The sequence below is a fragment of the Nocardia jejuensis NBRC 103114 genome, assembly GCF_001613145.1.
Classification (GTDB): Bacteria; Actinomycetota; Actinomycetes; order Mycobacteriales; family Mycobacteriaceae; genus Nocardia; species Nocardia jejuensis.
In genome coordinates, this window is record NZ_BDBU01000002.1 from 250,447 (window position 1) to 272,305 (window position 21,859).

At 67.0% G+C, this 21,859-nt stretch carries 23 protein-coding genes; 14 read left to right on the top strand and 9 right to left on the bottom strand.

All coding sequences use genetic code 11. From position 1 onward, the window contains the following. Nucleotides 1–165: 165 nt before the first annotated feature. From NJ1_RS01615 to NJ1_RS01625, 3 genes are all read left to right on the top strand, one after another. Nucleotides 166–690 (top strand): Ltp family lipoprotein, encoded by a 525-nt coding sequence (locus NJ1_RS01615; protein ID WP_245717169.1) that lies wholly within the window; start codon nucleotides 166–168, stop codon nucleotides 688–690. A 377-nt stretch (nucleotides 691–1,067) separates the two neighbouring features. Continuing rightward, on the top strand, nucleotides 1,068–1,814 hold the full coding sequence (locus tag NJ1_RS01620; protein WP_067686276.1) for a dienelactone hydrolase family protein: 747 nt from the start codon (nucleotides 1,068–1,070) through the stop codon (nucleotides 1,812–1,814). 352 nt (nucleotides 1,815–2,166) lie between these two features. Then, nucleotides 2,167–2,991: a DUF1206 domain-containing protein gene (locus NJ1_RS01625; RefSeq protein ID WP_067686868.1), complete on the top strand. Its 825-nt coding sequence runs from the start codon at nucleotides 2,167–2,169 to the stop codon at nucleotides 2,989–2,991. Nucleotides 2,992–3,043: 52 nt separating this feature from the next. Here NJ1_RS01625 and NJ1_RS01630 read toward each other — a convergent pair whose 3' ends face one another. Further along, complete coding sequence (locus tag NJ1_RS01630) at nucleotides 3,044–5,635, bottom strand: helix-turn-helix transcriptional regulator (protein ID WP_157573684.1); 2,592 nt, start codon at nucleotides 5,633–5,635, stop codon at nucleotides 3,044–3,046. Nucleotides 5,636–5,764: 129 nt separating this feature from the next. Here NJ1_RS01630 and NJ1_RS01635 point away from each other — a divergent pair, with 129 nt between their 5' ends. The 4 genes from NJ1_RS01635 (at nucleotide 5,765) to NJ1_RS01650 (ending at nucleotide 9,990) form a co-directional block, all read left to right on the top strand. After that, nucleotides 5,765–6,166: a DUF7144 family membrane protein gene (locus NJ1_RS01635; protein WP_067686282.1), complete on the top strand. Its 402-nt coding sequence runs from the start codon at nucleotides 5,765–5,767 to the stop codon at nucleotides 6,164–6,166. A 332-nt stretch (nucleotides 6,167–6,498) separates the two neighbouring features. Continuing rightward, complete coding sequence (locus tag NJ1_RS01640) at nucleotides 6,499–7,326, top strand: AfsR/SARP family transcriptional regulator (protein ID WP_169813071.1); 828 nt, start codon at nucleotides 6,499–6,501, stop codon at nucleotides 7,324–7,326. A 331-nt stretch (nucleotides 7,327–7,657) separates the two neighbouring features. After that, nucleotides 7,658–8,467 (top strand): helix-turn-helix domain-containing protein, encoded by an 810-nt coding sequence (locus tag NJ1_RS01645; protein ID WP_084477630.1) that lies wholly within the window; start codon nucleotides 7,658–7,660, stop codon nucleotides 8,465–8,467. A gap of 122 nt (nucleotides 8,468–8,589) precedes the next feature. Further along, a complete protein-coding gene (locus NJ1_RS01650; RefSeq protein WP_067686288.1) occupies nucleotides 8,590–9,990 on the top strand; it encodes an MFS transporter in 1,401 nt (466 codons plus the stop codon). Nucleotides 9,991–10,000: 10 nt separating this feature from the next. On the opposite strand, the gene NJ1_RS01655 is transcribed toward NJ1_RS01650, so the two are convergent. Further along, nucleotides 10,001–10,669, bottom strand: a complete 669-nt coding sequence (locus NJ1_RS01655; protein WP_084477631.1) for a PAS and ANTAR domain-containing protein — start codon at nucleotides 10,667–10,669, stop codon at nucleotides 10,001–10,003. 289 nt (nucleotides 10,670–10,958) lie between these two features. On the opposite strand from NJ1_RS01655, the gene NJ1_RS01660 reads away from it, so the two are divergent. The 3 genes from NJ1_RS01660 to NJ1_RS01670 are packed head-to-tail and all read left to right on the top strand — an operon-like array spanning nucleotide 10,959 to nucleotide 12,845. Next, entirely contained in the window at nucleotides 10,959–12,002 is a 1,044-nt protein-coding gene (locus NJ1_RS01660; RefSeq protein WP_067686290.1) for an iron-containing redox enzyme family protein, read from the top strand. Then, nucleotides 12,002–12,655, top strand: coding sequence for a HemK2/MTQ2 family protein methyltransferase (locus tag NJ1_RS01665; protein ID WP_067686877.1), 654 nt, complete (start codon nucleotides 12,002–12,004; stop codon nucleotides 12,653–12,655). Before NJ1_RS01660 ends, NJ1_RS01665 begins: the two co-directional genes overlap by 1 nt. Then, complete coding sequence (locus NJ1_RS01670; RefSeq protein WP_067686293.1) at nucleotides 12,612–12,845, top strand: CDGSH iron-sulfur domain-containing protein; 234 nt, start codon at nucleotides 12,612–12,614, stop codon at nucleotides 12,843–12,845. The genes NJ1_RS01665 and NJ1_RS01670 overlap by 44 nt, the downstream gene beginning before the upstream one ends. Before the next feature lie 26 nt (nucleotides 12,846–12,871). On the opposite strand, the gene NJ1_RS01675 is transcribed toward NJ1_RS01670, so the two are convergent. Next, nucleotides 12,872–13,837, bottom strand: a complete 966-nt coding sequence (locus NJ1_RS01675; protein WP_067686296.1) for a YihY/virulence factor BrkB family protein — start codon at nucleotides 13,835–13,837, stop codon at nucleotides 12,872–12,874. Between the two features lie 314 nt (nucleotides 13,838–14,151). Between NJ1_RS01675 and NJ1_RS01680 the strand changes: the two genes are divergently transcribed. Continuing rightward, nucleotides 14,152–14,760 carry a flavodoxin family protein gene (locus NJ1_RS01680; protein WP_067686299.1) on the top strand — a complete coding sequence of 203 codons (609 nt, stop codon included), beginning with the start codon at nucleotides 14,152–14,154 and terminating at the stop codon, nucleotides 14,758–14,760. 58 nt (nucleotides 14,761–14,818) lie between these two features. Here the strand turns inward: NJ1_RS01680 and NJ1_RS01685 are convergent, their stop codons facing one another. Together NJ1_RS01685 and NJ1_RS01690 are read right to left on the bottom strand one after the other, a co-directional pair. Next, on the bottom strand, nucleotides 14,819–15,268 hold the full coding sequence (locus NJ1_RS01685; RefSeq protein ID WP_067686302.1) for an SRPBCC family protein: 450 nt from the start codon (nucleotides 15,266–15,268) through the stop codon (nucleotides 14,819–14,821). 116 nt (nucleotides 15,269–15,384) lie between these two features. Further along, nucleotides 15,385–17,007, bottom strand: a complete 1,623-nt coding sequence (locus NJ1_RS01690; RefSeq protein ID WP_339380936.1) for a sensor histidine kinase — start codon at nucleotides 17,005–17,007, stop codon at nucleotides 15,385–15,387. A 449-nt stretch (nucleotides 17,008–17,456) separates the two neighbouring features. Between NJ1_RS01690 and NJ1_RS01695 the strand changes: the two genes are divergently transcribed. The 3 genes from NJ1_RS01695 (at nucleotide 17,457) to mbp1 (ending at nucleotide 19,481) form a co-directional block, all read left to right on the top strand. Then, nucleotides 17,457–18,053: a helix-turn-helix transcriptional regulator gene (locus tag NJ1_RS01695; RefSeq protein WP_169813072.1), complete on the top strand. Its 597-nt coding sequence runs from the start codon at nucleotides 17,457–17,459 to the stop codon at nucleotides 18,051–18,053. A 164-nt stretch (nucleotides 18,054–18,217) separates the two neighbouring features. After that, on the top strand, nucleotides 18,218–19,042 hold the full coding sequence (locus NJ1_RS01700) for a SigB/SigF/SigG family RNA polymerase sigma factor (RefSeq protein ID WP_067686308.1): 825 nt from the start codon (nucleotides 18,218–18,220) through the stop codon (nucleotides 19,040–19,042). 193 nt (nucleotides 19,043–19,235) lie between these two features. Beyond that, entirely contained in the window at nucleotides 19,236–19,481 is a 246-nt protein-coding gene (mbp1, locus tag NJ1_RS01705) for a microaggregate-binding protein 1 (RefSeq protein WP_067686311.1), read from the top strand. A 110-nt stretch (nucleotides 19,482–19,591) separates the two neighbouring features. Here mbp1 and NJ1_RS38665 read toward each other — a convergent pair whose 3' ends face one another. The 4 genes from NJ1_RS38665 to NJ1_RS39630 form a co-directional block, all read right to left on the bottom strand. Beyond that, nucleotides 19,592–19,729, bottom strand: a complete 138-nt coding sequence (locus NJ1_RS38665) for a hypothetical protein (protein WP_157573685.1) — start codon at nucleotides 19,727–19,729, stop codon at nucleotides 19,592–19,594. Between the two features lie 107 nt (nucleotides 19,730–19,836). Next, nucleotides 19,837–20,532 (bottom strand): PAS and ANTAR domain-containing protein, encoded by a 696-nt coding sequence (locus NJ1_RS01710; protein WP_067686316.1) that lies wholly within the window; start codon nucleotides 20,530–20,532, stop codon nucleotides 19,837–19,839. A 298-nt stretch (nucleotides 20,533–20,830) separates the two neighbouring features. After that, nucleotides 20,831–21,532: an ANTAR domain-containing protein gene (locus NJ1_RS01715; RefSeq protein WP_067686319.1), complete on the bottom strand. Its 702-nt coding sequence runs from the start codon at nucleotides 21,530–21,532 to the stop codon at nucleotides 20,831–20,833. Nucleotides 21,533–21,652: 120 nt separating this feature from the next. Further along, a complete protein-coding gene (locus NJ1_RS39630) occupies nucleotides 21,653–21,808 on the bottom strand; it encodes a hypothetical protein (protein WP_169813073.1) in 156 nt (51 codons plus the stop codon). Nucleotides 21,809–21,859: the final 51 nt, after the last annotated feature.

Sequence of the window (21,859 nt, forward strand, 5' to 3'; positions counted from 1 at the left end):
TCCGCGCCGACGGGGACCCGTGATGCCCAGGGACATGAACGGCCATCCCACCGACATCCCGTGCCTAACCGGCGCGCACCGCACCGAACCGGCTAACACCGCTCCGACGTCAGCAGATGGCACGACTGCACGATGCTCCACCCATCACCTGACGAATGGACACCCGTGAACACACCCAGCCGCGTCGAGCCTTTCCCCACCCCACAGCCCGGCTATCCGTCGGCCACGGACGCGCCGAGGAAGCCGAAGAAATTGGGGTGGCTGGTCAGTGCCCCGGTACTGGCTCTCGCCCTGGCGGCACCCGCATGGAACGGCGCCACGGCAGCGGCCGACATCGCTCAGCCGGAGATCGCAGCGCCCGTGTCGACACTCGTGGTCGAATTCTCCCCGGCCAAGCGGGACATCACCTCCAGCCAGCGCAACGCCATCCGCTCTGCCCAGCAGTACCTCGCCTACACGGCCTTCTCCCGCAGCGGTCTGATTCACCAGCTCGAGTACGAAGAGTTCTCCACCGCAGACGCCAAGTTCGCGGTGGACAGCCTGAACGTGGACTGGAACGAGCAGGCGGCAAAGTGCGCCAAGCAGTACCTCGAGTACACCTCGTTCTCCCGGTCCGGATTGATCGATCAGCTGGTGTACGACGGCTTTACGCGCGCCCAGGCCGAGCACGGAGCGAATGCCTCCTACTGACAATCTCTTTCGGCGCTAGACCCTGTAGACGATGAGCGAGCACTGCGGCGCGCGGTCGCAGTGCTCGCTCGGGGAGTCTCCATCACCGCCAACGCGTTCACGCCGGATGCCCGGGCTGGACCGGTCGACCGACTCAGCCGCGTCATGACGCTCGTCGTTGCCGCGGACGACTGACGCGTGCGCTGAACCACCGAGCCACGGCAAAATCTGTTGGCGAAGTGTGTCGGCCGCTGCTACCTTTCGGGGACCGTGCTGGAGAACGAGGAGGTGGTATCCGTGAACGCAGTATCGACATGGGTGCTCCCCTCCGGGGTCACGGTCGGGCGGTAAGGGTCGTCCGGGAGCGCCGTCGCAGAGCACTCCCGAAAGGCACGACCATGCACTTCACTTCCGAACAGCGCTTCGATGACGATGTTCTCGAACGCGAATTCATTCTCGGCGAGATTCCCGGCTTCCTGTGGACGCCCGCATCCGCCCCCACCCCGACTCCGCTGATCCTGCTCGGCCCGCCGCCGATCGGGCTGCGCAAGGCATACCCGCGACTGCTGGCCAGGGCCAGGCAGGCCGTGGCAGGGGGCTGTTCCGCGGTCACCATCGAGCTGCCCGGCGGCGGTGACCGACCCCGCAATGTCGTGGTCGATCAGGCCGTCGCCGACCTGCGGCGGGCACTGGCGGCCGGTGAGCCGGTCACCGACGACATCATCGATCGGCTCATCCTCCCGCTGCTCGATCCGGCGGTGGCGGAATGGCGGGCCACCCTCGACGCCGTCCTGGCCCTGCCCGAAATCGACGGTCCGGTCGGGTATTCGGGCGGGGTGATCTCGATCGGCACCCGGCTGGCGGTGGTCGAGCCGCGCATCGAGGCCGCCGTGCTTTTCGCCGGGAGTTATGTACCCCGCGTGATCTTCGAGGAGGCCCGCCGGGTCACCATTCCGCTGCATGTTCTGCTGCAGTGGGACGACGAGGGAAACGACCGGCAGATGGCCCTGGACCTGTTCGATGCCTTCGGCTCCGCGGAGAAGACGTTGCACGCCAACATGGGTGGGCACACCGGCGTGCCGCACTACGCGGGTGAGGATGCGGACCGGTTCTTCACTCGGCACCTGAGGCACCGATCACGCTGACAGGCGCGGCCGGGGTCGGGCACGCGGAAGGTCAACTGCCCGTGCGTGTTCGACGCCTGCGCAACGCGGCTAACTGTCGAAAGGCGGACGACAGCCTCTACTGAGGCCGCGCTCAGGAGCGGGTGGGGGAGGTGGCGAAGCGGAGGCGCTGAGCGGGATGGCCGCCGCACTGAATGCCATCACCCCCACCACGTGACGATGGCGACGCGCATGGCCACCGCCGGCCTCGCGGTACGAAACCGGGTCGGCGAGTGGCACTTCGACACCCGCGGGAGGTTTGGATCGGGTGGTTCGGGCAATGCCCGAATCGTCCGACGTCGGCCCGCGGTTGCGGCTTTCCTTGAGTGTGGTTATGCGGAACTCGAATCAGGTCCATCACGAGGTGGCCGGCAGCGCACCGTTCCAGTTGGCGGCACGGGTGGGGCTGGTGGCATACGGCGTGGTCCACCTCCTCGTGGCCTGGGTTTGTGTTCAGGTCGCACTCGGCGACCTGGACGGCGACGGGGTCGGGAAAGCGGACAAGACCGGCGCGCTGCAGAACCTCGCGGAGAACGCGGGCGGAAAGTTCGTGCTCTGGCTCATCGCCGTCGGGCTCGGGTTCGCCGTGCTGTGGCAGTTGGTGGAGACCTTCGCCGGCGCACGGCGGAGCCGCAAGGAGAAACTGCTGCGCGTGATGAACTTCGGCGAGGCGGTCCTGTTCGGTTACCTCGCCTACAGCGCGGCCAAGCTCGCGAAGGGGGCACCGGCCTCCTCGACCGATCAGGCGCAACTCGGACTCATCGGCGGCCTGCTCGGCAAGGAGTGGGGCAAGCCGGTGGTGATCGTGATCGGGTTCGCCATCGTGATCGCGGGACTGTTTCTCGCCCACCACGGTTGGGCGCGGCGGTTCCGGGAGGAGCAGGACTTCCGCTCGGTGAGCCGATCGACGGAACGGGCGGTGATCCGGCTCGGGCAGATCGGTTACGCGACGCTCGGCTGTGTGTATGCCGGTGCCGGGGTGCTCGTCATGGTGGCCGCCGTGCAGAGCCAGCCGCACAAGGCGACCGGGCTGGACGTGGCGCTCAGGACGCTGGCGACGCAGCCGTACGGCACCGTCCTGCTGCTCGCCGTCGCGGTCGGCCTGGCCGCGTTCGCGGTCTTCGCCTTTCTCGACGCCCGGTTCCGCAAGGTCCATTAGCCCCGCCGACCGGTCGATCGCCCCGGCTCCCCGCACATACTGATCGACGTGCTCACAGCAGCCCGTCCCGCCGTGCCCGATCCAGCGCCGCCATGCGCGAATTCGCGCCCAGCTTGGCGTAGATCGAGCGCAGGTGGGTCTTGACGGTGTTGATCGAGATCCCCAGATCTTCGGCGACCTGCTGGGCGGTTCGCCCCGAGGGCAGGTACTTCAGGACGGTCATTTCCGCCCCTGTCAGCAGGGTTCGCGCGTCCGCGCGATGTGCCCGCGGGTGGCCGCGAATCCGTTCGACGAAGCGGTCCAGATGACCGAGACTGCCGGCTCGCTCGTCCAGCAGGGACACCGTGCCGGGCACGTCCAGGAACGGGCGGACCAGGCCCTCGGTGGCGGCGAGGGTGAGGGCGTGTTCCAGATCGTCCTGGATCGAGAACGTCTGGCCCCGCACGGTGTGCAGCCGGCAAGACAGCAGGGCCGCTGTCACTCGATCGCACAGCGTCAATTCGCTTTCGCGGGAGCGCAATTCGTCGATCGGATCGCGCGCCTTCGTCGGCTCCGCGATCAGCGTCCAGGCCGCTCGCGCCAGCAGCACCTCCGGGGTGCGTCCCATCCCGGTGCGGGCCTGCTCGACGAGCAGCCGGGCCGTGCGCGGCTCGCGCACGTGCAGCAGCGCCCACAGCACGTGCGAGAGCAGCGCCGACGGCCGCACCGGCAGCAGGTCGTCGTGATCGAGCATCGTGATCATGGTGCGCCGCAACGCATCCGCCGCCGCGTAGCGATCATCGGCGTCGTGGAAGATCAGCAGCTGTCCGATGGCGGCGGCGGACTCGCCCGCCACCGGGCGGATCGATCCGTCGTGATCCTCGCGGGTGGACGACAGTGCGGCGACGTCGAGATCGGCGCTGGACTCACCCTGCAGGTACGCGCCGAAAGCCGCCAGCGCGGTGGCGTGCACGGCATCGGCGCCGCCGCTCAGGTCGCGCTCCGCCGCCAGCGCCAGCGCCTTGCGCGCCCGGTCGCGCATGATCGTCACGGTGCCGTCGAATCCGGCGATGACGGCGAGACGGGTGACCGCTGCCAGCGCCGGGCGCGCGTGGTCGGCACTCACCGCCAGCGCCAGGGCCTGATGCAGGTGCGTCTCGGCCGTGCCGAGACTCCCGCGCAGCGCGGTCGCGGTGCCCTGCTGCAGCAGCAGATAGCAATCGATATCGGGGTGTCCGACCGGCGTCATCGGTGAGAGATCCGGCAGGCCCGGCGTCCGGATCCGGGTCGCCGCGTCGATTCGGGCGGCTCGTCGCAATGCCGTACTCCACACCTGCGGAACGATGGAATCCGCTGCCCGACTGGGTGATCCGGCGATATCGAGGAACGCGACCGCGCTGTCGGCATCCTCTCGGGCGAGCGCGTTCACCGCGCGCAGCACCCACACGAACCGATCACCGGCCACGCACGGGTGCGCGCGGTCGAGCAACTCGAACAGATGCTGCGCCGCACCGTCGAGCGCCAGCGGCAGTCCGCGACGCGAGAGGAAGTGCACCAGTCGCCGCTCGTCATCGGCATCGATCAGATGCGGCAGCGCCGAGAGCGAGGCGTCGGTCCGGTCGTACCAATCCACGGTGCGGCGATGCAGATCGCGCGTCAGTTCGACACTCGTGCAGCGTATTTCGTCGAACAGATGGGCTCGAACCAGCGGGTGGTAGCGCACCCAGACCTGGTCGTCGCGGCGCTGCCTGGTGAGGGGGAAATCGAGCTGTTCGAGCTCGCGCAGGAGCCGGTGCGCCGATGTTCCGGACAATCGCTCGGCCAGTTCGACGGTGAAGCTCTCCGGCACGCTGGTGTGCAGGAGGAACTCGCGCAGATGCGCGGGGAGCGGTCCGAGAAGCTCGTCGTCGAGGAATTCCGTTATCGCCGTGGCGGGTTGGGCCGAGTCGTCCATCGCGACGTCCCGCTCGCCGAGGGATGCGGCCAGGGCGTCCGCCATGATCCGCACCGGTGCCGCCCAGCCCTCGGTCGTGCGCACGATTCGGGCCAGTTCGTCCTCGGTGGGCGCGGCGGCCCGCGACTCGCACAATTCCCGGGTCTGGGCTTCGGTGAGTGCCAGATCGCGGGATCCCACCCGCTCGACCCGTCCGTCGAGTTCCAGGGCGCGCCATCGCAGCGGCGGATCGAATCGAGCGCAGAGAATCAGCCTCACGCGCGGGGGCAGGCGGCGGATCACCTCCTCGAGAATCGCGAGCGCGTCCGGATTCGTGATCAGGTGTGCGTCGTCGATCAACAGGGTCATCGCGGTGTGCGAAGCGGGCGGTGCGGCAAACGGTTTCGATGTCGTCGAGAGGGCGATGGGCCCTGCGGACATCGCGTCGGTGCACCCGGCCAGTGCTCGCGCGAGCGCCTCGGGGCGATCGAGTTGCCCGGTCACGGTGAGCCACCTGGACCGAGTTTCCCGCTGCCGCAGCAGATGCGCGGCCAGCGCGGTCTTGCCGGTGCCGGCGGGCGCGCATATCAGCAGCGTCTGCCCGCCGGGCAGGGAGTCGAGCCTGCGGATCAGCGCGGGGTGTTCGAGATAGGCCGCGTCCGCGGCGCCGTCCTGCGGACCCGTGCGGGTCGGGACGTCGCGTCGTTCCTCTCGCGAGTCGGTGCTCGTCACGTCCATTGCCTTCCGGGAGAAGTTCTCGGTCCGCGCGCAGGCCCCTCACCCGTGACGGGTGAGGCTCGGGCGCGGTATCGGGCGCACAGTCGAGGTCAGGTTCGACATCGACGAGACAAGGGGTAGACCATGACCGAACATCCGGTGCGACAAGGCATCGCGGCGGGCACCTCCATCGCCGCCGCGATTCTGCTGGTGACCTCCGGGGCGCTGTCGCTGCTGGCGGGCATCTCCGCCGTGGCGCGAGACAGCCTCTACATCGCCGGGCCCGAATATCTCTACCGGTACGACACCACCGGCTGGGGCTGGATCCACATCGTGCTGGGGGTGATGCTCGCGCTCTGCGGAATAGGGCTGCTTTTCGGAACGCTGTGGGGCCGATTGGCCGCCATGTGCGTCGCCGCCTTCTCGATCATCGCGAATTTCCTGTGGCTGCCGCATTATCCGTGGTGGTCCATTCTCATCATCGCGCTCGATGTGGTGGTGATATGGGCGGTGGCGACCTGGCGGGACTTCGGTGACCGGACGTGAGGGGCTATCGGCAAGCAATTCGAGTCGTCTCCTGTCGTGGAGAGTCCACCGCGGTGCATTCGACGTCGCCTTCGAGCAGGTGTCCTCTGCAGCTTCGGTGATCCTTCTTCCTCGCGACTTACTGTGCACTTCGCGGTGGTGCGAATATCGGCTCCCGTACCCGGGCCCGAGTTCGCGCGGACTGTGATGTGACTCATATGCCGCGAGGGTGTCCGGGCTCGCGCCACGACACACGCTTCTCATCGTTCACCGAATAGCGTTGACAATGGCTAACATTCAGCGTCAGTCGTGGCCGGTGTGGTCACCGCTGAGTCGACGTGGCCGGAGTGATGATGAGGGAACGGCGAATTCTGGTACTGGGACCGCTACAGGTAATTCTCGACGGATCGGCCACCACCATCGGCGGCCGGGTCCAGCGGGCACTGCTGGGGCGGCTGGTATTGGCTCGCGGGCAGGCGGTCTCCGCGGGGCGGCTGATCGAGGACATCTGGCAGGGCGCACCGCCGCGCTCGGCCGGCTCGATCCTGCAGGTCCAGGTCCACAATCTGCGCCACGTGCTGGAACCGGATCGCCCACGCCGCGCACCCGCCACGGTGCTGGTCTCCGAATCCAGCGGCTATGCGCTGCGCCTGAAGACCGAGGAGGTGGATGCCTGGCGCTTCGAGGAGCTGCTGCGCGAATTCGAGGTGGCGGCCCGGGATCATCGCAACGCGCCCGATCCCGATACCCGTCTCCGGATGATGGATGCCGCGCTGGCGAGCTGGCGCGGTTCGGCCTACGAATCGTTCGACGACGCGCGGTGGGTGAGTGCCGAGATCGCGCGACTCACCGATCTGCGACTGCGCGCCATCGAATTGCGAGCGCGCGCGGCGCTGGAGCTGGACCGTCCCGCCGAAGTCGTGATCGACCTGCGCCGCGCGGCGGCGGAATACCCGGATCGAGAGGAGACCTGCCAGCTGCTGGCCATCGCTCAGTATCGGCTCGGCCAGCAGGCCGAAGCGCTTGCGACGCTGCGGAACACACGCGCGGTGCTGCTGCGCGAACTCGGGGTCGATCCCGGTCCGAGGCTTCAGGAACTCGAGACCGCGATCCTCACCCAGGATCCCGCGCTCGATCGCACGCACGGCTCGGTGTTCTCGACGAGCCGCCCACGCCACTGACGACGCGGCGCGACTCCATTTCGGACGGCACGACCGCCATTGCCCACGTATAGCTGAAAATTGAACATTTCACCGAGCGTGTATTGATTTACCTACCGCGCGAACAGATCTCGTGGTGAGTCGAATATCACATCGGCCACGTGCGGGGCAGGCCCGGTACGTGTTCGCGGGAATCCGTTCGCGCCGAACGGAACAGGTCGGGGAACTATCGAATCACTCGAGATGCATACTGCGGCAACGACTCCAGGAACTGAAGTATCGAAATGTTGCATTGGACAACGCGTTTCCGGTGATTTATATCTATGCGAGTTAACCGATTGGGAGGAGTGCCATGACGCCGAGCGCGGAATGCATCCACAGGCCGAGCCCGCTACAGCTGCCGACCTTGGGCCAACTGTTGCGCCGACTCCGGGACGCCCGGCGTATCTCGCGGGAAAGGCTGGCGTTCAACGCCGGTGTGAGCGCCAGCTACATCGCCCATCTCGAACACGGTCACCGTGAACGCCCCACCCGAGAGGTGGTGCACGCGTTGATCAGATATCTGGACCGGGTCGGCCCGATTACCGCCGCGGAACATCGGCACCTGCGTGATCTGGCGGGCTGGGGGATCGGCGAAGAGCCCACTCTGGAGCGGCTGCGCGGGGAGATCACCGCCGATATGCGGGAGACGCTCGATCGCTACGATCCTCATCTCGCGGCATATCTGGATAGCCGATGGAATCTGCTCGCGTGGAACCGCTCCTTTGCGCACGCATTCCCCGGTCTGACCCCGGACGGCAATGTGCTGCATTGGCTGCTGGGCAATCCCGTGGCCCGGCAGGTGGTCCTGGAATGGGAGCAGGAGGTTCGGCTCATGGTGCAGTGGCTGCGCGGACTGATCGCCGGCACCGGGGATCCGGAATCCGCGGTGGCATTTCTCGCCGAACTCGGCCAATACGAACAGTTCTGCCGCTACTGGGACGAGGGCATCGTCGCGTACGGTCGGGACCGCCCCGATCTATACCTGCGCGACCTAGACACCGGAGATGTCCGCACGATCCCGGTGCAGGTGTTCCAGGTCGGCTCGGTGGTCCACGCCGACCACGTCAGAATCCTGCTCGGGATCTCGCCGTCCACCACCTCCGCCGGATTTCCGGAGTAAATGAAATCGGTGACTTCGGCTGTGCGGCGCCGGTTTCCGCCCGAATCGATCCGGGACCGCGTGGAAGAGTTTCCACGACAGGGATATTCGCTCGAGCGTAACCAGTCGACGTGAGGAAAACCATGGCCGGCCCCGGAGACGAAGAACGCCGTTCGTTCACTTCCCGCCGAGTTCTGATCGCGCTCGCGCTGGCGCAATTCCTGTGCAGCTTCGCGGGTTCGAACATGAACGTGATGATCAACGACATCAGCGCCGATCTGCACACCAGCGTGCACGGCGTACAACTCGCCATCACGATCTTCCTGCTGGTGATGGCCGCGCTCATGATCCCGGGCGGGAAGCTCACCGACAAGTTCGGCCGCAGGCGCTGTTTCGTCCTCGGCCTGCGGATCTACGGGTTCGGCGCGATGGTGAGCGCCTTGGCGCCGAACCTCGGCGTACTCGTACTCGGCAATTCGATCCTGGAGGGAGTGGGGACGGCCCTGCTCATTCCGCCGGTCTACATTCTCACGACGCTGCTGTTCACCGAATTCACCTCGCGGGCCAAGGCTTTCGGGGTGATCAGCGCGATGGGCGGCACCGGCGCCGCGGCCGGACCGCTGATCGGTGGTCTGATCACCTCGGCGGTCAGCTGGCGTGCCGCGTTCGTGTTCCAGGCGCTGATCATCGTGGTGATCCTCTGGCTGGCACGGGGCATCACCGATCCGGTGCCACCGGATCCGGCGCGAGCCTTCGATACCGTCGGCGCCGTCCTGTCCGCGACCGGTCTGACGTTCCTCGTGGCCGGAATTCTGGCCGCCGACAAGAACATCTGGGTCACGGCCGGCTCGAGCGCGACCGGCGCGCTGATGCTGGTGTGGTTCTTCGCGTGGGTCCGGGCGCGGGAGCGGTCCGGCGCCGAACCGCTGGTGTCGATCCAGGTCTTTCGCAATCGCACCTCGAATCTCGGTCTGATCACCCAGAACACGCAGTGGCTGCTCTTGACCGGCGTCTCCTTCGTGGTGGCGGCGTACCTGCAGGTGGAACGCGGTTACGGCGCGATCGGGACCGGCGTCATCTTCACCGCGGAAACCGCGGGTGTGCTGGTGGCGTCCTTCGCGGCCCAGCGGCTCGCCGAACGACGCCCGCAGCGCACCCTGATCCTGGCCGGTTTCCTCGCGTCCTGCGCCGGACTCGCGGTCCTGCTGGGGATGGTGAGCGCGAGCTCGAACGTCTGGGCCTTCGCCCCCGGGCTCCTGCTGATCGGACTGGGCCTGGGCATCATGCTCACGCCCTCGGTGAACGTCGTGCAATCGTGTTTCCCCGAGTCGTCGCAGGGGGAGATCTCCGGTCTGTCGCGCAGCGTGTCGAATCTCGGCTCGTCGCTGGGCGCGGCGCTCGCGGGCACGATCCTCGTCGCCGGACTCACCACCGCACCCGCACGCTCGTACGCTCTGGCGTCGATCGTGCTGGCGTGCGCGGGCGTGGTGGGCTTCGTGGCCGCGCTGTTCCTGCCCCGAAAGTTTGCCGCCGTCGCCGATTGACTCCCGGAACTCAGGGATCCGGCAGCTCGTGAGCGGTCAGCAGGAGGTGGTCGAACTCGGCGCGTAGTTTGACCGGGGCGCCGCCGAAGGCGGTGACGGCGGCGGCGAACTTGGTGGCCAGGACGCGCAGTTTGGTATTGGTGTCCTGGGAGCGCCAGCGCAGGACTCCGAAGGCCTGATCGGGGGACAGGCCGTAGACGAACATCAGAACGCCCTTGGCCTGCTCGATCGCGGCCCGATCCTCGATCGCCTCGGCGAACGCCTCGTCCAGGGCGTCGACCCGGGTCTGCTCCAGGATCTCGGTGAGGTCGATGAAGTAGCCGGAGGTGCCGATCGCGGCGTCGCTGTCATCGCGCAGCAGATCACCGACGACCAGGACCTGTCGCTCGACTCCGGCGGCATCGATGATGCGGTGGCGGCTGCAGAAGGGGTCCCCACTGCCCACCGACGCGGACAGGATCGCCGCGACGGACTCACGATCGTCCGGATGATTGTGCGAGAGAACGGTTTCGGTCGTCGGAGCCATCGCGGCGTCGTATCCGTGCAAGCGGGCGACCTGTTCGGACCACTCCCACCGTTCATCGGCGAACCAGAACCGGAAGCTGCCGATCGGGTTCGTGTTCGTGTTCTGCGCGGGCACGCCGGCGGACGGGCTCGCGGGTGGAACGTTCGTGCTCATCTTTCGAGTATGTCGTCCAGTCGGCGGACTCACGAAATTCTGGTGTGACGTGCGTTTCTTCCGTTTCCGTGTCGCTCGGCGACCGTGCCGGCCCGGAGGGGTCCCGCACCTGGCGCACCGCCTCGCGGCACACCATTGGCTACCGTCCGCTGACCGGCGGTTTTCGTATCGCGATATGGGTGGCGGCTCGTCGCCACCGGTTCAAGACGATGCGATCGGGTAAGCGGGCGAAGCACGCTGCTCACGGCCGGAGGAGTTTCCTGTGACAATCGCAACTGCTGACAGAACAATGCTTCCGCAACCCTGCGGCGAATTATCGGCGGGAGTGATCGACGCGCTCGCGAATCCCGCCGGATCCGCGGTTCCGACTCTCGCCGCGTCGGCCGATCCATACGGCCGCGACCTGCAATTGGCGCTGCACACCTGCTACGGGCTGCACTACCGGGGCTTCGCCGATGTCGACGAGGACTGGGAATGGGATCCGGGACTGCTGGGCGCGCGGGCACGGCTGGAACACCGATTTCTCGCGGCGCTGCGGGCCGATACGACGCAGGGCCGGGACGTGGAGGCCGAACTGGATCGGCTCCTGCTGGTTCCCGACGACGACGACGCCGGGATGGGCGCGTTCCTGCGCGATCACGGAATGCCCTGGCACATGCGCGAATACTTCGTGCACCGTTCGATTCTGCATCACCAGGAGGCCGACCCGTACGCCTGGCTGATCCCGCGATTGCGCGGTGCCGCCAAGGCCGCGCTGGTGGCCGTGGAGTTCGACGAGTTCGGCGGCGGTCACGCGGAGCGCGTGCATCAGCGGCTCTACGCGGATCTGCTCGACGGAGCGGGCCTGGATTCCTCGTATCTGTCCTATCTGGACGTGGTGCCCGCCCCGATGCTCGCACTGGTGAACATGATGTCGCTGTTCGGGCTGCACCGCAGCCTGCGAGGGGCGGGCGTCGGGCATTTCGCGTCCGTGGAGATCACCTCCTCGCCGGCCTCGCGGAAAATGGTGCAGGCTCTGGAACGGCTCGACGCCGACCCGGCATGTCTCACGTTCTATCGCGAGCACGTCGAGGCCGACGCGGTACACGAACAACTCATGCGGCGCGGCGTCATCGCGGGCCTGCTGGCCGACGAGCCGGAACTGAGTGGCTCGGTCGTGTTCGGAATTCGAGCGACCGATCTGCTGGAAGAGAAATTCTCCGATCATGTGCTGAATTGCTGGCAGGAGAACCGCACGTCGCTACTCGATCCGGAATCGGCGGGCGAGAAATCGGAGACTTCGATGACCGATTCGCGAATGAACCGCGATTTTGCGGCTACCCGGCCCCGGTGATGCTGATTCGTACGCCCGGTGTATATCGACCCCAGGCAGATACCCGGTTGCTGGCCGAGGCCATGTCCGGAGCGGGCATAGCTCCGCGCAGCCGTGTACTGGACGTGTGCACCGGGACCGGTGCGCTCGCGATCGAGGCCGCCCGCAACCATGGCGCATCGGTGACAGCCGTGGACATCTCCCGCACCGCGGTGGCCTCGGCCCGGCTCAACAGCCGACTTCGCGGGCTGGACATCGAGTTCGTGCGCGGTGATTTCCGAACGGCGCTGCGCGACAGGACTTTCGATGTGGTGATCTCCAACCCGCCGTATGTGCCCTGCCGCGACGACGGGCCGCCACGCGGCACCGCGCGCAGCTGGGACGCGGGCATCGACGGTCGCTCGGCGATCGACGCACTCTGTGCCCTCACGCCTGAAATCCTTTCGGAGACAGGCATATTGCTGATGGTCCATTCGGCATTGTGCGGTGTCGAGGCAACACTCTCGGGCCTGCGTGGAGCGGGTCTGAAGGCGTCGGTCGTATCGCGGGCGACGATTCCGTTCGGCCCGGTGATGTCCGGCCGGTCCGCCTGGCTGCTCGATCGTGGACTGATCGAGGCCGGTCAGAGCTATGAGGAGTTGGTGGTCATCCGTGCAGACCGATCCCGACGGTAACCGGCGCACGATCACGTATACCGCCGAAGGACCCGCTCTGGTCGAGGGCCCGGTGGAACTGGTGACCGCGGACGGCCGCACGATTCGCAGCGATCGTTGCGTGGTTGCCCTGTGCCTGTGCCGCCGTTCCTCGATCTACCCGCTCTGCGATACGAGCCACCGCAAGCGTCGGCGCCCCACCGAGCAATAGTCCGCCGCGGCGTGAGTCACGCTCCGTCAGAGGCTTTTCGGGCTCCGGTCGCGTGGCCTCGGGTCGTCGTCCGGTTCGTCGCGCGGCGGCAGGATCGGTCGGTCGTCGGCCGCTCGGCCCTGCGCGACCGATCGCGCTCGCGCCAGTTCGGCGTCGAAGGCGGCGCCGAACAGGACCGCGAGATTGCTCAACCAGATCCACAGCAGAAATACCGCCGCGGCGCCGAGGGATCCGTACACCTTGTTGTAGGAACCGAAATACCTGAGGTACACGGTGAATCCGCCCGACGCGGCCGCCCAGATCGCCACGGCCATGCCACTGCCCGGTGTCAGCCAGCGAAACCCGGGGTGCCGCACATTCGGCGCGGCCCAATACAGCAGCGCGCAGGCCAGGCTGACCAGCGCCATCAGTACGGGCCATTTGGCGATGCCCCAGACACGGACCGCGCCGTCCCCGGCGCCCAGCCATCGGCCCACCTCGTGGGCGAGGTTACCGGTGATCAGGATTCCCAGCGCGCACACCGCCACCGCCGTCACGAGCGCGAGGGTCAGGCCGAGCCGCAGCGGCACGGTTTTCCACGCCGCGCGTCCCTCTTCGACCTCGTAGAGGGTATTGGCGGCTCGAATGAACGCGCCGATGTAGTTCGAGGAGGTCCAGACCGCCGTCACCAGGCCGAGGATGGCGAGCGGACCGGAATATGTTCGGGCGGAGCGCAATTGATCGATCGTGTCGATCAGCGCGCCGGTTCCCTCGCTCGGCCCGACCTCCCGGATGGTGGCTATCAGCGACTCGGTGGCCCCCGGGCCGAGCAGGCCGAGCACCGCGGCCAGCAGTAGCAGCCCGGGAAGCAGGGACTGCACGCTGTAATAGGTCAGCGCCGCGGCCCAATCGGTGACCCTGTTCTCCCAGATCGCCGACAGCACTCTGCGTCCCGCGCCCAGCCAGGCCCGCGGGCTCAAGTCCGTCGGCCCGCTGATTCTGCGCCTGATCATGCCTGCCACCTCCGCCGTCCTGGACGTACCCCGGGTCCGCGCATGGAAACCGGTGCATCCCAACGCCGTACACGGGGCGTGCCGCTCGAATGCGAATCCCTGTCCCGGTATCGCGGTGTGGTTCAGCGATGCCGGGTGTGCGCGGAGCCTCGGGCCGATCCGGCTCGCGGTGGGGCACACCACTCGCGACGTGGCCTCGGGGGTTCGTCACAGCGGGGATTGCGCTCGAATCGATGGGGGTACGTGGGGACGGGAGTGGGGCGCCGCGGGGTCCTTCCCGAGTTGAGCCGTCTCGCACAGAAAGGTGGATCGCTATGGCGACACTGACCGCCCTCGCTCTGGTGTGCACGTTGACCAAGTCGCCGGGGGAGTCCAGCAGTGAATTGATCGCCCGTCAGGTTCTCGATCAACTGGCCGAGCACGACGTGACAAGCGATGTGGTCCGGGTCGTGGACTTCGATGTGCACCCCGGGGTGAGCGGCGACGAGGGCGGCGGGGACGAGTGGCCGGGTATCCGCGAACGAATCCTGGCGGCGGACATCCTGCTCGTCTCGACCCCGACCTGGCTCGGGCACATGTCCTCGGTGGCGCAGCGGGTACTCGAACGCCTGGACGCCGAACTGTCCGACACCGACGACGCCGGCCGACCCGCTACCTTCGGCAAGGTCGGCGCGGTCGCGGTCGTGGGCAACGAGGACGGCGCACACAAGATCGTGGCCGATTTGTTCCAGGCGCTCAACGACATCGGCTTCACCATTCCCGCCCAGGGCTGCACGTACTGGAACGATCACGCCATGGGCGGCACCGACTACCACGACCTCGACGGTGTTCCGGACGCGGTGGCATCCACCACCGCGATGCTCGCGCGCAACGCCGCGCATCTGGCCCGGTTGCTGAGCGGTCAGGGCTATCCGGGCTCCTGAGGAACCCGTCGGCCGAGCTCCTGAGGACCCTGCCGGGCTCGGCACGCGCGTGAGCGGGTCAACCCTCGGCGCTGTACCTGGAGACGGCCAGGTCCTTCAGACGTGCCAGCGACTCGTCGTTGCGGGGCCCGAGCAGCAGTGCGAGGACTCTGTCGGGCATCAGGGCCGCCGGTCCGTGGGTGACGGTCTCGATCATGCGGACCAGGGTGTCGCCGGAATCCCGCGCGCTCAGTTCCATTCGGATGCGCGCCTGTCCGAAGGACCACAATCGGGCCTGCAGTTCGAGCAGGTGCGGGGATTCCACCTCGAGCACCGCCGTGGAATCCTGCACCATCAGCGGCCAGGCTCCCACGCTGTGATGGATCCGCGACCCGACCTGCGGCCAGTTCGAGTCGACCCGCCGAATATGGGTGGATCCCACCACCCAGTGCCCGTAGGACCAGCCGTCGGCGAGGATGGCGAAGACCTCATCCACCGGTTTCGGTATGAGCACCGTGACCTCGGTCATCGTGATTACCCGCCTTCGATTGTCTGTCGAATCGGTACGAGATTTCCGCACGCGGTCCTCGGTGAGGGTTCGCTGTCGACGGTACAGGCTTTCCGACGGCCGTCGAGCACCGCGGCTCACGCCCTTGCCGGTTCCTCCGTCCTCTCCTCGTGCTCGGCCCGAGCACCGGCGCCGTTGAGCGTGAAGCAGATTCGCGTGCCCTCGGTGTAGGCGGTATCGATCCAGATGCGACCGCCGTGAAACTCCACGATCTTCTTGCACAGCGCCAAACCGATTCCGGTGCCGCTGTATTCGTCGCGGCCGTGCAAGCGCTGGAAGATGACGAACACCTTCTCCGCGAACTCCGGTGCGATGCCGATTCCGTTGTCGGAGAACGAGAACCGCCACCCGTCCGAGTCTTCGGCCTCCGGCTCGACCTCGATGGTCACGATCGGGGGCACCCCGGCGCGATGGAACTTGACGGCGTTCGCCAGCAGGTTCTGCCAGAGCATGATCAGCAGGGTGGGGTCGCCGGTGATTCGCGGCAGGTCGTGCGGCCGGTGCAGGGTGAGCGCGGCGTCCTCGGTGTCCGTGGACACGTTGGCCAGAGCACGATTCAGGGCGCCGTTCAGGTCGATCGCGGCGATGTGGTCGTGTACGCGCCCGACCCGGGAGAAGGTGAGCAGGTCGTTGATCAGAACCTGCATCCGTTTCGCGCCGTCGACCGCGAAATCGATGTATTGACGCGCGCGGTCGTCCAGCTGATCGGAGTAGCGCTTCTCGAGCAGCTGACAGAACGAGGCGACCTTGCGCAGCGGTTCCTGCAGGTCGTGGGACGCGACGTAGGCGAACTGCTCGAGTTCGGCGTTGGAGCGGCGCAGCTCGGCCGCCTGTGAATCGAGTTCGGTGGCCTGTGCGGCGAGAATCCCCTCCTTGACCCGGGCGGAGTCCAGTTCGGCGACAACCCTTTCCCGCATCGATTCCACGGCAGCGGCCACGGTCGCCAGATCCGCCGGGCCGCCCACGATGATGTGATGCCCGAAATCTCCGTCGGCCACGCGCCGGGACGCTGATTCCAGGGCGGTGAGGGGACGCACGATCAAGCGACGCACCAGCACGGTCAGACCGAGCCCGGCGATCAGAAACGCGCCGACCATACCGAGCAGGGTCGCATCGCGCAGCTTGCGCTGATGGGTCAGATTCACGCGCTCCGCGTCCGCGGCGGCGGCGAGTCCGGTGTTCTGCGTGACGAATTGGGCTCGTACATCGTCGAAGGCCGTTTTACCTCGCGCCGCCGTGGTGTTGCCTCCGGGACGGTCCGTGCTGCCCGGTGTGATGCTCGCGATGCGCGGCTCGGCGTAATCGTGCCGCCAGGTCGCGGCCGTTCGCTCGAGCGTGTCGAGATCGGCGAGCAGTTGTGTTCTGCCGTCCAGCAGGGTGCGCAGACGTTCGATCGCGACCTGCTGGGCGGCGATGCCGGTATCGAAGGGCTCGAGAAATTGCGGATCTGCCGTCAGCGCGTAGCCGCGCACGCCGGTTTCCTGGTTCAGAAGCGCCGATTGCAGCCGGTACGCCTCGATGACGGCGGGCTGGATCTGCTTGTTGAGCCGATCCGAGACGTGGGTGGTCGCGGCGGTCGCGATCGCGGACAGCGCGGATCCGACGACGACCACCAGCACCATCGCGGCCAGCACCAGCTGGAACCAGGCCTGCACCGTCAGGCGTCTGGTCCAGCCGGTGCGGGGTGAAGAGGGAATCACAGTGGTTCGTCCTGCCGTCGCGGGGGAGAGGTCCGAAGGTTGCTCACTGAAACCAAGATCGCGAGAGCCTCGGCCAGCACCCTAGCGTGCGACGGCGTTCACCACTGTGCGCGGTCCGCAGGACCGGACTGTAAGGAAGACAACAGATTCAAGCGTCGAGCCGGCGAGCGCGCGGGCCGATCGGGGCTGTGGTCTCAACCCCGACCGGCAGGACGCGGGTAGCCACATCCGCCCGATGCTAATCGCAGTCTTCCGATCGAGATTGTTCGAATCGGACCACGGCGTGCGCGATCGGTGAGACCGGCTCCTGAACGCTGGGTGATATGTGCGTTCGGTCGTACTCGGTGCGGGTGGTGTCGGAGGGGCTAAGCTGGGTATCCACACACTGTGTTGATCTTCAGAAGTCAGGGTCGGCACCGATCTCCATCATTCGTGAAGGGTCGGGCTGCATGACTATGGCATCGGACACGCACTTGGACGGCCGGGACCTGAGCGCCGTCGAGGATTTCCTGCGGTCGGTGACCGCGCCGGACTACACCGGACCGGCTCCCGATCCCGACGCGGTGGCGGTCGTGTTGTCGGTGATCGCGCAACAGCGCAGTGTCGCGGGCAAAACCTCGGCACTGGGACTGTCCGAGCCGGCGGCGGAGTATCTGGCCAGCTGTGTCGATGCGGTCCTGCCCGGGGAGGGCGCGGAATCCGGGGTGGACAGCTCCCCCCTGAGCGTCACGGTCCGGTTGGGCGTGGAATTCATGGAAGCGAATCTGCGCGAGGCGATCGACATATCGGACGTGGCCGACGCGGGCAACGTATCGGTGCGGGCCATGCAGCTGGCGTTCCGGCGGGAACTCGACACCACTCCCATGGCCTATCTGCGCGACCTGCGCATGCGCGCCGCGCACGGTGAACTCTCCGAACGCGTGATCGGCGACGGTACGACGGTCACCAGCGTCGCGATCGGCTGGGGGTTCGCGCATCCGGGCCGCTTCGCGATCGCCTACAGGCATGTGTACGGGCGATCCCCGCATCTGACGCTCGCGGAATGACCCGCGAAATTCGTTATCTGGCCTGCCGCGCGCTTTTCGTTCGTTTGCGGGACTGACCGCTGGCTCGCGGAATGACAGGCTGTAGTAGCGACAGGGCGACTGGGTGCGTTCAACCCTTCGAGCAGAACCCACGGTGAACCCCTGTCGCGGGCGGAGGTTTCGTCATGACAGACCAGAACACTCTCACTGCGAGTCGAACCAATACCCATCGCCGACGCGGATCGGATCCCTACGACGGCATCGAGCCGTCGCTGGTCGAACTCGCGACCCTGTCGGTGGGCACCCCCGAGCACGCCCGCTTGCGCTCGGAGATCCTGCGCCGGTGTCTGCCGCTCGCGGACCACATCGCCCGTCGCTACTCCGGGCGCGGGCAGTATCACGACGATCTTTTCCAGGTCGCGAGCGTGGGCCTGATCGCCGCGGTCGATCGCTTCGATCCGCACCGGGGCACACCGTTCCTGGGGTTCGCGGTACCCACCATGATGGGTGAGGTACGCCGCCACTTCCGCGACCACGCCTGGGCGGTGCGAGTTCCACGGCGCACCAAGGAGATTCAAGCCTCGCTGAGTCCGGCGATCGAGCGGCTGTGCCAGCGCAACTCTCGGATGCCCACGGCCGTCGAGATCGCCGTCGAGCTCGAGGTCGATCTGCTCGAGGTGACCCGGGCGATGCTCGCGGCCAATGCGTACGACTGCCACTCCCTCGATACCAGCGCACGCGAGAACGATGAGAACTACACGCCCTCCGCCGCGGCCGCCCTCGGTGATGTCGATCCGGGTTACCAGCTCTCGGAGGAGTCGATCACCGTCGGCCCGCTGTTGGACGAACTCACCGAGCGTGAGCGGCGGGTACTGCACCTGCGCTTCTACGAGGGGATGACGCAGCACGAGATCGCCGAACAGCTCGGTGTGTCCCAGATGCAGGTCTCCCGCATCCTCACCAAGACCCTCACCGATCTCAGAGAGCGCGCCCTGGCGGACGCGAACTGACGGTCGGCGTCGCCCGGCGCCGAATTCTCTGATACGCAGGCGGTTTCGCAACCGCCTGCTTCGTCGTGCGCAGGGCGGGCGGTCGTCGCCGGGGCCCGGGAGATGATGAAACAGCAAGGTGTCCAACATGTTTCGGCCGAGAATGCCCGGGTAGGTCGTGGATGTCCGACCTTTCCGAAAAAAGGAGAATTCCATGTCCGAGCACGACAAGAGCGGCCCCCGTGAAGGTCTCGAAGGCGCTGTCGAAGGTGTCAAGGGTAAGGCCAAGGAGGTCGCCGGCACGGTCGTCGGTCACGACAATCTGAAGGAGGAAGGCCGCGCCCAGCAGGACAAGGCCGACTCCCAGCGCGAGGCCGCCAAGAAGGAAGCCGAAGCGGAAAAGGAACGCGCCGCGGCCGAACTCGACGAGCAGCGTCAGCGCGCCCAGCAGAACCGATGACAGCACAACCCGCATGAGCTCGGGCCGACGTCATCGCCGCCGCCGGCCGATGCCTCTGCCGCCGTCGGCCGATGCCTCCGCGGAGGCTCGCACCTCCGCGCGAGACGCTGTCAGATGGCGTCGTCGCTCCTGCTCGAGGGTGGGTTGCCGGTGTCCAGGTCGGTGTCGGCCGAACGGCCCGTCGATCGCCGTCGCAGCACGACCACGCCGACCAGAATCGCGAGCGCGACGATTATCAGAATCTCCATGCGCCGCGCATACCCACCGACTCCGCGGCTATTCGTGCGCAAACACGAATAGTTCGGCCGGCGGTCATCCGAGTCGGCCGGACGCGGGGATGCGTGCGGGGTGACGCCTACGTGGCCGGAGTGATCCGGTCGTGCAGGGTGAGAACGAGATGATCGAAGTCGGTGACCAGCCGCCGGGGGAGGTCGGGAGTGCCGGGCAGTTCGGCGATGAGCTGCTCCGCGAGAGTGCGCAGTTTGGTGTTGGTCTCCTGCGAACGCCACACCAGCACGCGGAACGCCTGATCGGCGCTGATCCGGTAGACCAGCATCAGGATCCCCTTGGCCTGTTCGATCGCCGCTCGCGCCTGCATCGTCGCCGCGAGCCGAGTGTCGATGGCCGTCAGTGCGGCATCGGTCAGGGTGTCGGTGAGCTCCACGTAGAACCCGGCGGTGCCGACGAGGGTGCCGTCCCCGCCGGAGATCCGATCCGCGACCACGATCACGTGGTGCTCGATGCCGTGCACGTCGATGAAGCGGTGCTTGCTCGAGAACGGTTCGCCGAGATCGATTGCGCGTGAGATGGTTTCGGCGAGGTGCTCGCGATCGTCCGGATGTTTGTGCGAGAGCAGGACACTCGTCGTCGGCTCGATCGTGCCGGGGACGTAGCCGTGCATCTGATACACCTCGGGAGACCATTCCCAGCGTTGGGTGGCGAACCAGAATCGGAAGCTGCCGGTGCGTGGTGCGGTGGGCACGGGTGCGGTGTGCTCCTCGTACCGAGGTTGCTCGGTGCTGTGCGGATCCAGGGAACCGGTCGTATCCACGGCCGTCAGATCGATTCGCGATGGACGCGACGCCGGGAACTCTCGATCTCGGATGGATACGCGGGGACCGCGCAGAGCCACACCCGCACGACCGAGCGGCTCCCGGCCGTGGGAACATGCGGACTCTTGTCGTGCCTCACTGGATATCCCTTCCACGGAGCCGAACATCGGGCTCCACCGGGGTCCAGGGCGGAACTGGAGACAGCCGCGCTCGGCCACGTCCAGTGGCATCAATCTAGCATGATGAGGAATGCGGCACGTCAGGCGAGGGAATTCGCGCCGTGCGCGAGCGTGCGCCTCAGATTCGAAGTCCGGCTTCGACTATCGCGTGGGCCACCGCGTGCAGCGGAGCCTGGTTCGCGCGCGCGTACTTGCGAATCAGCTCGAAGGCCTCTGCGGGACTGATCTCGCGCACCGAGGAGATGATGCCCTTGGCCTGCTCGATGATCGTGCGCGATTCGAGGGCGCGATTCAATTGCTCGGTGACCTGCTGGTGTTGCAGCAGGGTGTTGGCGTTGACGAGGTATCCGGTCGCCATGTCGGCCAGTACCAGCGCGGCTTCGAGATCGTCGTCCGTCCACGGCCGCGGCAGGGCGCTGTAGAGGTTGACCGCCCCGACCTTGTCGCCGTTGAGCGACATGGGGATTCCCGCGACTGCCTGAATGCCGACTCGCGCGGCGGTCTGGCGATAGTGCGGCCACCGTCGATCCGTGCTCAGATCGGGCGCGCTCACCAGTTCCCCGCTGGTACTGGCGTCCATGCAGGGTCCCTGCTGCTCGAGCTCCTGAACCCGCTCGAGGGTGATCACCGGTTCGGATGTCGCGCTGACGAAGCGCAGCCGTTCGCCTTCCAACAGCGACACCCCCGCGCCGGCCAGATCGAAAACCTCGGTCGCGCTGGTCACCAGTTCATCGAGTGCGGTCTCCACCTTGTAGGGGGTGGGCAGCAGTCGGGCGAACCGTGCCAGCGCCCGTACCAGGACAGCTTTGTCATGCGCCATCAGCGCCTCCTCTCGTAGAGTCCGGCGACTCTCATCCGGGCAGTACCCAGACCGAGGTCCCTGACGCGCGAGCAGTGGGGCACGTCGCATGCGCAGGGAGTGCGTTTCGACCACGAGCGTCTAGTCCGCAGGTTCCTGGGCGTGCTCCTCGGCGCCCAGATCCGCGGCCACCTCGCGGGTCGCCATCCCGCCCTCGCCATGGCGATCGGCTGGTCCCGGCCTGCCGCCCTTCGGCTCGCCCGGATCCTTCTCGGGAGCGTCGTTCTCGCGCGGCATGCTGTGTCCTTTCCGACGTTCTTTCCGAACCGGATTCATCGGGCATTGTCG